Origin of the sequence: Coprococcus sp. HCN-4056 (assembly GCF_037892645.1) — a bacterium.
GTDB lineage: Bacteria > Bacillota > Clostridia > Lachnospirales > Lachnospiraceae > Coprococcus > Coprococcus ammoniilyticus.
Genome location: NZ_JBBKBL010000001.1, coordinates 130664 through 143498 on the forward strand (window position 1 = coordinate 130664; position 12835 = coordinate 143498).

Here is a 12835-nt window from a genome sequence, read left to right on the forward strand (position 1 = left end):
TTGGCTTTCTGGTTTTTATCCGTCCAGAGTTTCATATTTACTTTCCGAAAAGAGAAGATTAGCGGCTGTCCCTGCCCCGTTTCCTCTGCAACTCACGCTCCAAAAGTTTGATGATGGTTTCCTCCATCTGTTTCGGCGTTGTGTTCTTCGGAAAATACTTTTTCAGCTTGCTTGTGTTGATTTTCAATGTTTCTTTCTGGTTTCCCTTTTCCTCGGTCATAATCGCAAATATCGTATCCATGTCAAGCTGCCCGCTCTGGCTTAACTGTTTCATCCGCTGTGCCTGTGAGAGTGAGGGCGTTGCTTCTTCGCTCTCCATCGTGGCAAAGAGGTTTTCCTGCTCGTCTTTCTTCAAAAAGGACAGCTCCACCGCAGGAGTGAGGGCGATTTTCCCCTCGTCCACCATCTGCAAAATCGGCGGTATCAATTCCGTCAAGCGGATAAATCTTTGTACGGTCATCCTGCCCACGCCGAAGCCCTGTGCCACTTTGTCGTCCGTCCGCAACTTCGTCACAACTTGTGACGAGGTTAAATCCGTGCGGAAACCCTGCCGCTTCATGGCTTCGGATTTCATCTTGTAGGCAAACGCCCGCTCGCTCGGCAGGATATTTTCACGCTGTAAATTGCTGTCTACAAGGGTAATGATGGCTCGGTCACGGTCTAAGGGCAGGACAAACGCAGGCACGGTATTTATCCCTGCAAGCTCAGAAGCACGGACACGCCGCTGTCCTGCAATCACTTCATAGCCGTTCCCGTCCTCTTTCGGGCGTGTGATTATCGGCGTGACAATGCCAAATTCCTTGATGCTTTCCGCTAACTCTGACAACGTTTCATCCTCTGCCACATGAAACGGATTGTCGGGAAACGGGTACAAGTCTTTGGTCTTTAACACCTTAAAATCCTGTTTCTTCATTCACATATCTACCTTTCTTTCACTCTGCTTTTATGGTTTTTCTGCAATTCTTCCAACACTTCTGGCGGTATTTTTGACAGCAGCCGCCCCATCTGCTCGTTGGTTCTCTGCAACTCAAATATCTTCTGATTCGCTTTCTGCACCTTTAGTTCCTGCTCATACTTTTCATCACGCATACGCCCCGCATAGTCTGATTCCTGTCCGATTTGCTCCTTTAGGCTGTCGATATAGGCACTCTGCTTACTGATTTCCTTTGAGAATTTCTCCACGTCTGGGAGCCATGCCGCAATCAGTTCCAGTGCCTTGTCACGCTTCTTCCCTGCATTAAAGGCGTTGATGTCGGACAGGGCAGACACGATTTCCTCATACTGTTTATCAAGCCTGCCGCCCAACTTATAGAGCCATGTGGGGACGTGTTTCCGTTTCGTTTCCATTGAGGACTGACCCCGTTCAAGCTGATTCCACCGTGAGGACATCCGCTTATGGTAGGCAGTCTGCCACTCGGATAATGATTTCTGGTTGCCTAAAATAGACTTTGCTGACAGCTTGTTGTCTGGCGTAATCGGCACAAAACAGAGGTGCATATGCGGCGTTCTCTCGTCCATGTGGACAACAGCGGAGAGGATATTTTTCTCCCCGACACGTTCCGAAATGAAATCCAGAGCCATCGTAAAATACGCTTTCTGTTCCTCTGGCGGCAGGCTGTTCATAAATTCTGGTGAAGCCGTGATAAGCGTTTCCACCATCATCACGCTGTCTTTCCTCGTCCTGCACCCCGCTTCGGCTACCATGCGGTTAATCTCTTTCTTGTAGGTGTAACGTGGCGGTTTTACAAGGTGGTAGTTATTTTTCGAGCGTTCCATATCTATATCTGGATTGCTTTTATAGGCTTCTTTCTTCCGCTCATTGTGGCGTTCGCAAGCCGCAACGCCGCCCGCTTTGCGTTTCTGGAAACGCAGGATTGCATAGGGCATAATCCATCATCTTCCTTTCTTCGGCGAGTAACTGCCCTTTGGGTGACAGCGGTGACGGCGGTGACAGCAGTTTTGGGATACCCCCTTATTGCCGTCACCGTCACCCCGATATTCTTTTATCCGAAGCCGCAAGGCGCAGGATAGCAGGGCGACAGCCCTGCTTTAAGGGAGTCCAGAGGGAACGTCTGGCACACGACTTTGCAGGGCAAAGTGTAGTGTGTTACACCCTGCAAACGCAGTCGGAAAAATCGGAGAGATTTTTCTGACCGCAGGGGTGGTTTTACACGCCCGAAAAGGGCGGGTGAATCCCACGCCTGCATTTTGCGTTTGCGGGGTGTTCTCCCGCAGGGATGACATCGGCGGGGTATCCTAAAATCACTGTCACCGCCGTCACCGCTGTCACCCGCAGGGCAGAACCGCCAACTTTACATGGCTTTAAGCGTCAATGACAGTAACAGGGGGTATCCCAAAACTGCTGTCACCACCGTCACCGCTGTCACCCGCCCTCCTTGCAAGGGCAATCTGCCTGCCGTCTTTCCTGCGGCTGTACTGGTAGCAGATACGGTTCTCGCTTAAAAATGTGGTGCGGTATTCATTCAGCCATTTCGTAATCACTGTGGGTATGGTTTCCGTTTCCCCCATAGCGGCTAACAGTTCCGTTGCCGTGCCTGCCCATTCTTCCTTATCCCTCATAAAATCCACCAACCGAAAAAGGACGTCTGGTATCGTTTCTTTCGCAAGCTGCTCCTGTGTTTTTCTCTCCACAAGTTCCCAACTGCAATCACGGAAACGCAGCGTGTATTCCTGATAAGGCGTGTCCCTGCCCGTCACATACAGCTTGGCGGTGTCGGATGCCCGTTTCTCCTTTTCCAACACAAAGGTAGCGTCTGCACTCCCCGTTAAGCCTGTCGTCCCAGACACCTTGTTGAACACGTCGCTGTCATTCTGCTTTCGGATGTGGTGTACGACAATGACCGCCAGAGAGTGCCTGTCGGCAAAATCTTTGATTAGGGAGATGTCCCCATAGTCGCTTGCGTAGGCATTGTCTTTGGATGCGGTTCGGACTTTCTGCAAGGTATCAATCACAATGAGCCTGCTGTCTGGATGGTCTTTCAGATAATCTTCCAACTGCACGATAAGACCGTCTGACAGCTTGCAGCTTGCCACGGCAAAATGAAGCCGCCCGCTTGCTTCATCCGTCAAGCGGAATAATCTGTCCTGTATGCGGCAGAACGTGTCCTCAAGGCAGAGGTAAAGCACATCGCCCTCCATTGTCGGCATGTTCCATAAAGGGATTCCCTGCGACACGCATAGGCATAGCTTCAGCATGAGCCAGCTCTTGCCTATCTTCTGTGAGCCGCAGAACAGCGACAAGCCTGTCGGGATAAGACTGTCCACCACAAAGGACGGCTTCTCAAGCGGCTCATAAAGGAGCGTTTCGGCGTTGACTGTCTGTAACTTCTGCATGGCTTTCCTCCTTTCGGGCAGTTATCTTGTTGTTGCACATAAGCGTTGACCTCCTTAAAAATAGATTTACTCCCATGAAAAAAATGAGAGTATGTAATGCCGCCAATCCCGTACAAATAAAAAACGGATTTCTTTTTCGGGCGGTGTCGGTCACGGTTGGAGATACTTTTTCATTTCCGCCTTTACTTTCTCCTTTGCAATCGCAACAGATTTCTGTATTGCCGAAGCGGTGCAATGCTCCATCGCAGCGATTTGATAAAAATTAAATTCGTACTCGTAGTAGAGCAGGAAACGCCGCCTTTGTATCTCTGGCAGTCTGTCAACCGCTTTACAAAGCAGTTCCGCCCGTTCTGCTTCAATCATTTGTTCCTCAATGCTCTTAGGCAGCTTTAACGCCCGCCTGTTCAGCGTTTCGTCCCATACTTCCGAAAACTCCCTGTGCCGCTCGTCCCATTGGAGAAGATTCCTGTTCCTGCGTTCCATTTGCCGAAACTCCATAAAGAACTGTTCCGACACTTCCAACTCGTGGGATTTGCCCTGCCCGTCCTTAAAGCTGATAAAATACCTTGTGCTGCTTTCCGTAGATTCCTCCCGAAGCGTGTATGCCTTAACTCTGTATGTCATCCTGCTTACCTCCTGCAAAAAATGAGTGAGGGGATTTCCATCCCTCACCCAGTAGCCCGCAGGACGGCAGGCTGTTTTAGACGCTATAAAATTTTCGTAGCTTCTTCCGCAGATGGTCTAACCTTGCGTAAATAGCACCAGTCGTCAAATGCACGAGCGGGGCAATTTCTTTTGTGGAATACCCCTGCATTTTCAGCAGGACGATTTTCAAGGTACGTCCGTCCACCGTGACTAATACTTGATAAAGATTTTCGCTCTCAATCTCGTCCAGTAACTCCGCAACCGTACCCACCTCCGTCTGCCGCTCCCTGTCTGCCATGTCCTCAAGGTATTCCGCAACGTCATTCGTCCATCGGTAAAACCGCCTGTTGGAATTGAAGTCTGCCCTGTCCGCAATGCGTATCTGCTCAATGGTCGCTTCATCAACGCCGCACTCACGCAGCAGCTTTTCCTCCGCTTCTTTCCAGATACGCCATTTCCTGTCCTCCCGTCCGTGGTTATATGCCATGCTTCTTTTCCTCCAATCAGAATTGATTGAGAGGGCAGAGAAAAACCCCCTCATTTTCCCAAAGGAAAAAACAAGGGGGCTGAACGCCTTAAATTTTAATTTTCTATTATCTTTCTTAGTTTTCTTAGGATTCTGGCTTTGCGTTTGTTCACAACGCTCTGGGTTATGCCGAACCTCGCCCCGACTTCACGCTCAGAAAGTCCGTCAAAAAAGATTGCCTGTATCAATTCCTGTTCACTATCCGACAGCAAAGGCAGGGCGGCTTTCAGCCTGTCCACCATAACCGCATTGACAACGGTTTCCGCAATGTCCGCCGCTTCATCAGCGATAAAGTCTAAAGGCTTCCCCTCGCTGTCCGTAAATCCATCCAGAGAAAGCAGGCTGTTCTTCGTATCTAATTTTTTCAGATAACGCCACCGTTCCTTATCTCGGTAGAAGTCCGTGTATTGCTCCCTCACGACTTCAAGCAGACAGCCTTGAACGGGAATAAACAGCTTGTCCATGTAGGTCTGGTCGGATTCCCTGCGGCGGCAGAAATCCATGTAGGACAGTTCCACATATCTGCCGCTTTCTTTGATAAATACCTTTCTTGGTGCATATTTCACCATAAATACCTCCCATCTGAATTTTTGAAATGTAAAAAATCCAGATGGAGAGGCGGAGAACGACACCGCATATCAGAAACAGCCCTACGGCACTTTCCAACAAAAATCGACAAAAGAAAAACCGCAAAGGCTCTGTGACCTTTACGGTTATAGGAAATAGTAATTCTATTGTATGGAGATTGTACTTCTACTTTCAAGGCAGGAAGTACCGCTGCACTGGCAGAAATTTTTTTAACTGGTTTCCTGCCGTTCTCTGATATGCTATGTATTGATAAATTTTGCTTCGTATGAGCAGATAGATAACTGCCCGAAAAAAGGACATAAAAAAATCCCTCCAAATTTAAAAACAAATTCAGAGGGTAATTTAGGGTATAACAAAATAACCCACCCGAATATCGTTTTTTTTATTTGGTGAGTTTGTTCTTTCAAATACGAAACAAAAAGAGCCGATGATTCGTGAATTGTTCCACAATTTCATCGGCTCTGCGTCTTAAGCGTCTGGCTCTTTGATGACAGTTATCTTCAAGTTGTCAACTTTAATCAATCTTTCTTGTCTGCATTTTGGACAATAAAGGGGATAATTCTCCAAAACAGTGTCCTTCCTAATTTTATTACGGGTTTTGCTCCCACAAACAGGACACAATATCCATTCGCATTTCATCATAATTAGTCTCTAATCCTTTCAAATCTCATTTTATATGACTTTTGCAAGCTGTTAAGCTAACTTGTGGAACATATGCCGAACCTTATCTATACGGCTATTCGGGCGGCGGGGTTGGCAAATAAATTTACCAATAGCTGTCTGGTATCCTTTTAACTCTGTCAAACAGACTCCCTGCCCATTTGTGAAATAAGTTAAATCGTTCCTGTATTCTTGAATACATCTGGCAGGGATTTCTCCTTTCAGAATGACCTCGTCATTCTTTATCTGAGTACTTACAATATCTGCACAATACCTTGGAGCATCATGATACGCCCGTGAGAGATATTCCTGCGGTGCATAAATTTCAAAGTGGAGATATGGCTCTAATAGTTCTGTCCCTGCTTTTTTTAAAGCCTGCTCCAATACGATAGGGGAAAGCAGCCGAAAGTCTGCGGGGGTACTTACAGGACTATAATACAATCCATATTCAAAACAGATTTTACAGTCTGTCACTTTCCATCCATACAGCCCCTGCTCGCAGCCATAAAGAACCCCCTCCATAACCGCATTTTGGAACGATTGGTTTAAATATCCAAGTGAAACTCTGCTTTCATACTGCACTCCGCTTCCAATAGGGAGCGGCTCTATGGACAACCCGACAGAAGCCCAGAAAGGATTTGGCGGGACTTCTATGTGGATGGTATATTCTGCTTTTCTAAGCGGTCTCTCCATATATATAACAGTAGGCTCTTTTATTTCTGCCTCCACATGATATTTTTCCTCAAGGATGGCACAAATGACTTCCATCTGCACATTCCCCAAAAAAGAAAGTATAATCTCATGCGTTGTAGTATCCACATAATATTTTAAAAGAGGGTCGCCATCTGAAATTTCTGTAAGTGCCCCAAGCAATATTTCCCGCTGTTCAGATTTCTTTACTGCAATCGTTGTTTGGAGCATAGGGAGAGGATTTTCAATAAATTTTCTCTGCGGCAACAGCATTTCGTTCCCCAAAATACTGTTTAGCTGCAAAACATCATTTGGTAAAATTACAATATCACCAGAGCAGGCTGTATCGGATGAATATAATTCACCGTTTGTCGGAACACACATCTCTGTGATTTTTATTTTCTCTTTTTCAGATATTCTAATAACATCCCTCAAATGCAATGTTCCGCTATATATACGCACATAAACAAAACGCCGCCTTTTCTCTGAATATTCAATCTTAAAAACCTGCCCGCATAGTTCAGATTGACCTTCAGGCGTTGATGAATAAAATTTACTGGCAATCACTTCTATAAGCTGCCGAATCCCCAGATTGTTTTTAGCGCTTCCGTGATAAACGGGAAATAACGTTCCGTTTTGGAATCTCCTGTTTTCTTCCTGTTCCAGTTCTGACATTTTAAACGGTTTCCCTGACATATATTTCTCTAATAGTTCATCGTTTCCCATAATTACCGTATCCCACTGTTCCATATCGTCATTGTCTGTTACATTTATATGGGGATGCTGCCCAACCTTTTGCTTCACTATAATTTCCGAAGAAAGCTTTGCTTTCATTTCTCGATATACCATTGGCAAATCAATCCCCTCTTGGTCAATTTTATTGATGAAAAAAATTGTCGGAATCTTCATTGTCTGTAGTGCATGAAACAGTATACGGGTCTGTGCCTGTATGCCATCCTTTGCAGAAACTAATAATACTGCTCCGTCTAATACGGATAAAGAACGGTATACTTCCGCCAAAAAATCCATATGGCCTGGCGTATCTATAATGTTGACTTTTACATCCTCCCACTGAAAAGATGTCACTGCTGTCTGGATAGTGATTCCCCTTTGACGCTCCAAATTCATTGTATCTGTCCTTGTTGTGCCTTTATCTACGCTCCCTGGTTCTGCAATTGCACCACTGGTATACAATAAACTCTCCGTTAATGTTGTCTTTCCTGCGTCAACGTGAGCCAGAATGCCTAAGTTAATTATTTTCATGTGATTTTCCTCCTATCAACACCCAAAAAAGGGCATAAAAATACCCAGTGATAAATACTCCTATCACTGGGTAAATAACTCCAATAGCCCCAAAACACTTATATGTTTTCGGGCATATAAAATTACATGATAAAAGCATTCTTAAACTGGGTACAAAAAACCAAGCCCCATATTAAAAGTGAAACGGGACTGCTACTTTTTGTTCCCACTATCAAATTGACAGTTTATTTAAGAATACCTTGCCGCATATTTATTAACTCCTTGTATAATACTGAATCTAATTATATTCCTTAACCCTTTATTTGTCAAGCTGACAAACTAAAGCAGAAAAAGCGGCAGGATTTCCCCCTGCCACTAATCATCTGTTTATGCAAAAATAATTTCCTTTTCCACAATCTCCCTCGCACAAGCCCTTATGTTATTGAGGCATCCTGTCCGTTCTAAGGCGTTTTCTGCCTTTAGCCGTTATGCCCTGTGCCTGTTTCATACCCTCTATGAGCCTTTCAAAGCGTTCCTGTGCCTGTCTGTTGATGTCGGCAAGGTAGGCGTTTAGCCTGCCGCTTGTAAGAAGATTGGCGTATGTAACTTTACAGTACTGTTTTAGATAATCTAAATGCCGTTGCCCCCAGATGCCTATTGCCTGTTCTTCTTCGGCGGGTACAGTTAAGCACGGTATCAAATAATCCCCTTGCCTTTCGTATTTGCCGCCCAGTTCCTCAAATAATGATTTTGCCATTGTCTGTTACCTCCACATTCTTTTTTATTTTGAATGTCCGCAAAATCCGTCCTACATCTGTCGGTCTCCTTGGCTGGTATGGGTGGCTGGCATGGGCAGTTGGCCTCCCCACTATAAATGGCTTGCTGCGATTTCCGTTCGTTGCACATGCCAGCCACCCATACCAGCCAAGGAGACCGACAGAGGCGGACAGGCGGACTGCGACTTCCCCCAATTTCAGGCTTGTAAGAATAATTCGTTTTATGTATAATAAAACGTACGGTGTTTTTTCCACACCGCCTTGATTTTTCAAGGAAAAATGAGGTTTTATGATGTTCGGGCAGACAGATATATCTGACCAGACCAAAAACGTCAATATAATAATAGGAAAAGAGGATAAACATGTTAGAAAACAACCATGAAAAAAAGCCAAAGAAATACGCTGGTATTCTGGCACATCCGACTTCATTTCCAAGTCCTTACGGAATCGGTGATCTCGGCAAAGGTGCATACCGGTTTATAGACTTTCTGGCAAATTCGGGCTTGAATCTGTGGCAGGTACTTCCACTTGGACATACCGGATTTGGTGATTCACCATATCAGCCATTCTCCGCATTTGCCGGTCAGCCGTTAATTATTGACCTTGATGCATTAAAAGAATACAAGCTTCTGTCAGAAGATGATTTTAATGATATGCCGGAATGGGATCCCGTTCACATCGATTACGGAACCTTGATCACATTTAAGACAAAGCTGTTAAAGCTCGCTTACGAACGTTTTACTGATCCTGACTACGAGGACGGATTATCAACAGACGAGGAACAGATGGCAGCATTTGCTTCTTTCAAAAAGGATTCCTCCTGGCTCGCTGACTACTCCCTGTTTATGGCAGGTAAGGATTTCCATGAAGGAATGCCTTGGTATATGTGGGAGGATTCCCTGAAAGCACCTACCAAAAGACAGCGTACCACATGGGAAAAGAAGCTTGCAAATGAGATCGGTTACTATGATTTCATCCAGTTCTTATTCCATACACAGTGGATGGCGATCAAGGAATACGCAAATGAAAAGAACATCAGCATCGTAGGTGATGCTCCGATCTTCCTTGCATGGGACAGTGCCGATGTATGGAGCCATCAGGAGCTTTTCATGCTGGATTCAAAGGGATACCCAACAGAGGTTGCCGGTGTACCACCTGATTATTTCTCAGAGACCGGACAGTTGTGGGGCAACCCACTGTATAACTGGTCAAAGCATACCGCTACCGGTTATGAATGGTGGATTGAGCGAATCAAATACCAGTTCACTCTGACAGATTTCTTAAGGATTGACCATTTCAGAGGATTTGACCGGTACTGGGCTGTACCTTATGGCGAAGAAACCGCCATCAACGGAGAATGGAAGCCCGCTCCCGGTATCAACTTCTTCACACAGTTACAGGCAAATCTTGGCTATGACCTTCCAATCATCGCTGAGGATCTGGGTGAGATTGACGATTCTGTTATCGAATTGCGTGACAAATTCAATCTGCCGGGCATGAAGATCTTACAGTTTGCATTTGAAAATCCGGAAGAAAATGATTTCCTTCCGCATAATTATACAAGAAACTGCGTATGCTACACAGGAACACATGACAACGACACAACACTTGGTTGGTATCAGAAAGCATACGAAGCATCCAAGGACAAGCTTCGCCGCTATTTCAGCACAGATGCCAGTGATATCTGCTGGGTTATGATCCGTGCATGTTTCTCATCTGTCGCAAATATGGCTGTTGTTCCTATGCAGGATGTTCTGAAATTAGATTCATGGGCTCGTCTGAATACTCCGGGTGTAGGGGAAGGCAACTGGGCTTGGCGCTTTGAGGATAAAGACATGGATACTAAATTAGAAGAACGTCTATTTGAGACAGCAAAACTCTACGGCAGATAGAACAGGAGGATATATTTGAAAACCATTATTACTGTACTGTTTGCAGTACTTGGAATCATATTTTGTTTTCCATATCATCTGTATCTGAAGCAGCTTGCAAAAAAGGATCAGGACAAAGCTTACATCAAGGCTCAGAAGCTGGTAAAAGGATTTTTCGGAGCAGTTATGTTCCTAACCGGATGTAAACGAACAATTATCGGCAAGGAAAATATTCCTACCGACCAACCGGTCATGTTCGTTGGTAATCATCGAAGCTATTTTGATATTTTATCCTGTCACAATGCAATCGATATGCCTCTTGGCTTCATGTCCAAAGACAATATCAAGGATATACCTCTGCTTTACAAATACATGGATGATATCGGATGCACCTATCTGGATCGTACCGATCTGAAAAAGGGTCTGGAAACGATTTTGCAGACTGCTGATATCATCAAATCCGGTCACTCCATGATGATCTTCCCGGAGGGAACAAGAAATAAGGGCGACGAACTGCTGCCATTTAAAGACGGTGCATTCAAGATCGCTCAGAAAGCCGGATGTCTGATCATTCCGGTTGCTATCTGCGGAACAGACAAATGTATGGAAGCAAATAAACATAATTTCCTTCACAGCAGCAAAGTTGTGATCGAATTCTTAGAGCCGGTTGATATCCGTGGATTGAAGCCGAAGGAACGTAAAGAGGTTCTGGATGCAATCCCAGGTAAGATTCAGGCAGCCCGGTTAAAAAATCTGCCTATGATTGAAAAATAATATAATTGCAAATTGTATATATATTTGATTACTTTGACTTGCCAATACAGGGACATTTGAGTCCGCCGGTCCTTAGATGGCGCAGAGGCGGCATCTTAGTACCGCTGCAGGGGTAACTGAGATCTTAGCGAGGTATTTTCGAGCTTAGTTCGAAGTTATGCAGCGCAGAAACGAGCGGAAGCGTTCCCTGATTGGTAAGGTCAAAAGTAATCATAATATATACAATTTGCAATCACAGACAAATAATGAAATATAAGGAGGAACTTATTATGCCTTGGTGGGGATGGATGTTAATCGTCATCGCAATATTAGTTGTAATCTTAGTAGTACTTTACATAGTAGGAAACCGCCTGCAGAAGAAGCAGAGCGCACAGAAAGAAGCTATGCTTCAGGCCGCACAGCCTGTCACGATGCTGGTCATCGATAAAAAGATGCTGCCTATGAAAGATGCAAATCTTCCGAAACAGGTATTGGAATCAACTCCAAAGCGTTACCAGAAAGCCAAGCTTCCTATCGTTAAAGCCAAGATTGGCCCACAGATCATCAATCTGATCTGCGACGATGGAATCTTTGATGTTATGCCTGTCCGTGGCGAAGTTAAAGCTATGGTCAGCGGTATCTACATCACAAGCGTTAAGAATGTTCGTGGTAAGAAAGCACCGGAGCCTGCAAAGAAATCATTCAGCCAGAAGCTTCGTGCAAAACAGAAGAAATACGAGCAGACTTATGAGCAGGAAACTGCCAGCATGAAACTCAGCAAAGAAGAAAAAGCCGCAAGAAAAGCAAAGGCAAAGGAAGAAAAAGAAAGGGCAAAGAAGATCCAGTAATCATGATAAATACTCGTGTCGACCTAAGAAAATTAGTTATTACCTGTCTGGTTCCGGTTACCGCATTACTGATACATAATATTGTATATCTTGCAGGCACCCGGATCTGTGATCTTACAGGCAGTCAGACTGATTCTGTCGGCAGTATCACATCATGTATTTCATATATTCTTTGTATCTGTATTTTCGGATATTTTTATCTGTCCGATCATTCAAAAACAAAGCACGCAGGAAAGAAAAATCCTTTCCTGCGTGCTTTTGTTATCTTTATTTTACTGCTGATCCTTGGTATCAGTCTTCAGCTCTTAACAACCTGTATTCTTCGTCTGATCGACACTTATAGGCCGGAGCTTCTAACCTCATACCATGAACGGGTACAGCGGTCATTTTCCATCAACAATGGAATCATCCGTATCTGTACAGTCACACTTCTCGCACCGATCGCAGAAGAATTCGCCTTCCGGGGAGTGGCACTGAAGCTGTCTATCTCTGCATTTCACACGAAGCATGCCGCCCTCTGTGCGATCCTGTTCACAGCATTCTGTTTCGGCTGTTATCATGGAAATGTCGTTCAGTTCTGCTACAGCGTTCCGGCCGGAATCATTCTGGGCTGTCTTGCCGTATGGTCAGGCTCCCTGATTCCAGGCATGATCCTTCATATGATCTTAAACGCTTCTTCCTATGTGATCGGAAGTATAGCAATCTCCGCCTCTATACTGTGGGGAATCATCGGAATCACCTGTATCCTGATTATGATTTGTATGAAATTAATAAGGCGGTCTATCTGACGGACTAGCTTTATATTGACATTAGCGAAGATTCCGTAATGAAATGCACATTGTCAGTAAATACGGGTGCCTGTTTGAGTCCGAAGGACGAGTT

The 12835-nt window shown here is 45.0% G+C and carries 12 protein-coding genes and 1 pseudogene; 4 read left to right on the forward strand and 9 right to left on the reverse strand.

Annotated features, from left to right (window positions below):
* Window positions 1-58 precede the first annotated feature (58 nt).
* The 9 genes and pseudogenes from WKT03_RS00485 to WKT03_RS00525 all read right to left on the reverse strand — a co-directional run bounded on the left by WKT03_RS00485 (window position 59) and on the right by WKT03_RS00525 (window position 8462).
* On the reverse strand, window positions 59-913 hold the full coding sequence (locus WKT03_RS00485) for a ParB/RepB/Spo0J family partition protein (protein ID WP_009265000.1): 855 nt from the start codon (window positions 911-913) through the stop codon (window positions 59-61).
* A gap of 8 nt (window positions 914-921) precedes the next feature.
* On the reverse strand, window positions 922-1887 hold the full coding sequence (mobV, locus tag WKT03_RS00490) for a MobV family relaxase (protein WP_009265001.1): 966 nt from the start codon (window positions 1885-1887) through the stop codon (window positions 922-924).
* A 435-nt stretch (window positions 1888-2322) separates the two neighbouring features.
* Complete coding sequence (locus WKT03_RS00495; protein ID WP_009265002.1) at window positions 2323-3354, reverse strand: AAA family ATPase; 1032 nt, start codon at window positions 3352-3354, stop codon at window positions 2323-2325.
* A 150-nt stretch (window positions 3355-3504) separates the two neighbouring features.
* The gene (locus WKT03_RS00500; protein WP_009265003.1) at window positions 3505-3978 is read right to left on the reverse strand and encodes an RNA polymerase sigma factor; all 474 of its coding nucleotides are present in this window, start codon (window positions 3976-3978) and stop codon (window positions 3505-3507) included.
* A gap of 76 nt (window positions 3979-4054) precedes the next feature.
* The gene (locus WKT03_RS00505) at window positions 4055-4486 is read right to left on the reverse strand and encodes a sigma-70 family RNA polymerase sigma factor (RefSeq protein ID WP_009265004.1); all 432 of its coding nucleotides are present in this window, start codon (window positions 4484-4486) and stop codon (window positions 4055-4057) included.
* Between the two features lie 95 nt (window positions 4487-4581).
* Window positions 4582-5091, reverse strand: coding sequence for a sigma-70 family RNA polymerase sigma factor (locus WKT03_RS00510; RefSeq protein WP_024376807.1), 510 nt, complete (start codon window positions 5089-5091; stop codon window positions 4582-4584).
* 490 nt (window positions 5092-5581) lie between these two features.
* Window positions 5582-5755 carry a cysteine-rich KTR domain-containing protein gene (locus WKT03_RS00515; RefSeq protein ID WP_002779755.1) on the reverse strand — a complete coding sequence of 58 codons (174 nt, stop codon included), beginning with the start codon at window positions 5753-5755 and terminating at the stop codon, window positions 5582-5584.
* Between the two features lie 51 nt (window positions 5756-5806).
* The gene (gene tet(O), locus WKT03_RS00520; RefSeq protein WP_095122938.1) at window positions 5807-7726 is read right to left on the reverse strand and encodes a tetracycline resistance ribosomal protection protein Tet(O); all 1920 of its coding nucleotides are present in this window, start codon (window positions 7724-7726) and stop codon (window positions 5807-5809) included.
* Window positions 7727-8092: 366 nt separating this feature from the next.
* Window positions 8093-8462 (reverse strand): annotated as a pseudogene (locus WKT03_RS00525) (TnpV protein).
* Window positions 8463-8843: 381 nt separating this feature from the next.
* Here WKT03_RS00525 and malQ point away from each other — a divergent pair.
* The 4 genes from malQ (at window position 8844) to WKT03_RS00545 (ending at window position 12741) form a co-directional block, all read left to right on the forward strand.
* A complete protein-coding gene (malQ, locus tag WKT03_RS00530) occupies window positions 8844-10373 on the forward strand; it encodes a 4-alpha-glucanotransferase (protein WP_117784510.1) in 1530 nt (509 codons plus the stop codon).
* Between the two features lie 15 nt (window positions 10374-10388).
* Entirely contained in the window at window positions 10389-11126 is a 738-nt protein-coding gene (locus WKT03_RS00535; protein WP_340390761.1) for a lysophospholipid acyltransferase family protein, read from the forward strand.
* Window positions 11127-11395: 269 nt separating this feature from the next.
* Window positions 11396-11953 (forward strand): hypothetical protein, encoded by a 558-nt coding sequence (locus WKT03_RS00540; protein WP_021944205.1) that lies wholly within the window; start codon window positions 11396-11398, stop codon window positions 11951-11953.
* A gap of 2 nt (window positions 11954-11955) precedes the next feature.
* Window positions 11956-12741 carry a CPBP family intramembrane glutamic endopeptidase gene (locus WKT03_RS00545; RefSeq protein WP_340390762.1) on the forward strand — a complete coding sequence of 262 codons (786 nt, stop codon included), beginning with the start codon at window positions 11956-11958 and terminating at the stop codon, window positions 12739-12741.
* The last annotated feature ends 94 nt before the right edge of the window (window positions 12742-12835 follow it).

What these genes read in the sequence shown, in the direction of transcription:
- WKT03_RS00485 (WP_009265000.1), bottom strand. Translation starts at nt 913, where the DNA reads ATGAAGAAACAGGATTTTAAGGTGTTAAAGACCAAAGACTTGTACCCG.
- mobV (WP_009265001.1), bottom strand. Translation starts at nt 1,887, where the DNA reads ATGCCCTATGCAATCCTGCGTTTCCAGAAACGCAAAGCGGGCGGCGTT.
- WKT03_RS00495 (WP_009265002.1), bottom strand. Translation starts at nt 3,354, where the DNA reads ATGCAGAAGTTACAGACAGTCAACGCCGAAACGCTCCTTTATGAGCCG.
- WKT03_RS00500 (WP_009265003.1), bottom strand. Translation starts at nt 3,978, where the DNA reads ATGACATACAGAGTTAAGGCATACACGCTTCGGGAGGAATCTACGGAA.
- WKT03_RS00505 (WP_009265004.1), bottom strand. Translation starts at nt 4,486, where the DNA reads ATGGCATATAACCACGGACGGGAGGACAGGAAATGGCGTATCTGGAAA.
- WKT03_RS00515 (WP_002779755.1), bottom strand. Translation starts at nt 5,755, where the DNA reads ATGATGAAATGCGAATGGATATTGTGTCCTGTTTGTGGGAGCAAAACC.
- malQ (WP_117784510.1), top strand. Translation starts at nt 8,844, where the DNA reads ATGTTAGAAAACAACCATGAAAAAAAGCCAAAGAAATACGCTGGTATT.
- WKT03_RS00540 (WP_021944205.1), top strand. Translation starts at nt 11,396, where the DNA reads ATGCCTTGGTGGGGATGGATGTTAATCGTCATCGCAATATTAGTTGTA.
- WKT03_RS00545 (WP_340390762.1), top strand. Translation starts at nt 11,956, where the DNA reads ATGATAAATACTCGTGTCGACCTAAGAAAATTAGTTATTACCTGTCTG.